Below are 2,516 nucleotides of genomic sequence, written 5' to 3'. Positions count from 1 at the left end.
AAAAGGCTTCAAGAAATTGGGGCCTTTTACTTTATAATAACTTTTTAAATCTTGCTATCTTCCATCGAAAGGAATTCAATTTCCAAATCATATAAAATTTCCCCAAAAAAACATGGAAATACTACAAATAATCACTAATTTTGAATCATTCTAAATAAGAAAATAGGATAAATAAATTTAAAACTCAAATTATGAAATTAGCATCTTTAGTAAACCATGTGGAATACCATGAAACAAGACCAACCATTCAAGTTTTAATGGAAACAGAAAGTGGAAAGGAAATTCGAATTGCTTTTAAAGAAGGGCAAGTAATGAAAGAGCATAAAACGCCTTTTCCTATTGTTGTTGAAATTTTTGAAGGTGCTATCGATTTTGGTGTAAATGGCATAGTTCATCAATTAAAAAAAGGAGATTTAATTGCTTTGGAAGGTGGCGTGCCCCACGATTTAACTGCGGTTAAAACTAGTACAGTACGCTTAAGTTTAAATAAATTAGACTCTGCAAAACGTGTGGAAGGTGTTGTTAATCAATCTTAATTGTTTTTACTGTTCTAAATAACTGAAGTTTATTTAATTTTTAAAATTGAAAATAATGTATTCGCAAAAAGACATAGCCCAATTTGTTCAAAAGGAACCTCTTTTAAAAGAGATCATGGCGTTGAAACCTGTGACTTGGATTAACTCCAAAAAGAAAACCATGTTGGACATGCCAGATTTTTCAATTACTAAAGAAGATATGGCAAATGCAGAAGCCTTGTGGGACCGGTTTGCTCCATTTTTTGCCGAAGCCTTTCCAGAAACCCAGAAAACCCATGGTATTTTAGAATCTCCTTTAAAAGAACTTCTAAATATGAAAGATCTTTTAAATAAACAAAATCCTAAAATAGAAGGTAGGCTGTTTTTAAAATGCGATAACAAACTTCCAATAGCTGGATCTATTAAAGCGCGAGGTGGGTTTTTTGAAGTCTTGCGTTATGCCGAAAAATTGGCTTTAGATGCGGGTATGCTAAAAAAATCTAATTATCAGGATTTTGCGTCTTCAGAGTTTAAAACCTTTTTTAGTCAGTATAAAATAGGTGTCGGTTCTACAGGTAATTTAGGTTTGAGTATTGGTATTATAAGTGCAGCCTTAGGGTTCCAGGTAACCGTTTATATGTCTGCAGATGCCAAAGTTTGGAAAAAGGATTTGCTCAGGGAAAAAGGTGTAAAGGTAGTGGAGTTTTCTGGCGATTTTAGCGAAGCCATTTTAGCTGGAAGAGAACAAACCCAAGCCGATGCGATGGCCTACTTTGTGGACGACGAAAACTCCAAGGATCTGTTTCTTGGTTATTCTGTAGGTGCCTTACGGGTGGCTAGACAACTGGAAGCAGCAAATATAAAGGTAGATGCGCAGCATCCTTTATTCGTGTATTCGCCTTGTGGGGTTGGAGGTTCGCCAGGAGGAACAGCATTTGGTCTAAAGCAAATTTATGGCGATCATGTCCATTGCTTTTTTGTAGAACCTACCCATTCTCCCGCTGTTTTAACGGGACTCCTTACTGGGGAAAATGGACAAATTAGTGTTCAAGACCTAGGAATTGATAATAAAACAGAGGCCGATGGTTTGGCCGTTGGCCGTCCGTCAAGCTTTGCGACTTCAATAAGTAGCCATCTTATAAGTGGTCTTTACACCATAGAAGACCAAAAACTTTATAGTTTACTAATGCAATTAATGGATGCCGAGAACATATTTTTGGAGCCTTCTGCAACTGCAGGTCTTATTGGGCCTCAAAAAGTTATAGATACAGATTATGCCGAAAAGCATAATTTAAACATGAAAAACAGCACTCACGTTGTTTGGGCTACTGGTGGCGATTTGGTACCAGAAAAAGAACGTTTGGAATTTTACCAGCGTGGCCTAACAGAAGTGATGCATTAAAATATTTATTCTAGCATAATTCTATGGTTAATTAAATAGCTAATAAATTTTAATTAGAGTTTTTTGTGATAAAGAGAAGTTCTAGTTTTAAGTTTAGAAAGATTCGTTTTAATGCACTTTGTATGAGTGAATTATCTTATTTTTATTGTTTGATAAAGCGGAATTTCTGACTAAATTGGAGTTAAAAAAGCGCCTCAAAGCGCACTTTATCGGTGCTTTTGACGTTTTGTCGATAAATGTTTTGTTATATCTTGATTTTCAATTATATTAGACGTCCTTGTTAAGTCCCAAATTCGAAAGATTCAACTTAAAAAGGTTAATTAATTCATTTAAGACATGTTATGTCTTACTCCCTCACATGGTTAAAAAATATGTTGTAACGTAGGTATGCGCATATTTTAAACTTAATAATCCATTTCTTCCCTCAATTAAAGTTTTGCGAAACGCAAAGCTTGCTTAGCATTTTGAATTAATTATTTAACTAAATATCATACTTATGAAATCCCTATCAATTACATTATTAGTAGCATTTTTTTGTGTAACAGTATCAGGTGTTAATCCAGTCAACACCGAAGTAAACAAGAGTTCTAAGGAAACTA

The 2,516-nt window shown here is 34.5% G+C and carries 2 protein-coding genes; both read left to right on the top strand.

Annotated features, from left to right (window positions below; translation table 11 throughout):
- Nucleotides 1–191: 191 nt before the first annotated feature.
- Nucleotides 192–536: a cupin domain-containing protein gene (locus VKY47_RS08280; protein WP_324311947.1), complete on the top strand. Its 345-nt coding sequence runs from the start codon at nucleotides 192–194 to the stop codon at nucleotides 534–536.
- A 55-nt stretch (nucleotides 537–591) separates the two neighbouring features.
- Complete coding sequence (locus VKY47_RS08275; protein WP_324311945.1) at nucleotides 592–1,917, top strand: D-serine ammonia-lyase; 1,326 nt, start codon at nucleotides 592–594, stop codon at nucleotides 1,915–1,917.
- The last annotated feature ends 599 nt before the right edge of the window (nucleotides 1,918–2,516 follow it).

It is taken from the genome of Xanthomarina sp. (assembly GCF_035306705.1).
Classification (GTDB): domain Bacteria; phylum Bacteroidota; class Bacteroidia; order Flavobacteriales; family Flavobacteriaceae; genus Xanthomarina.
The sequence above is the reverse complement of the archived record's forward strand: the minus strand, read 5'-3'. Positions and strand labels throughout refer to the sequence as shown.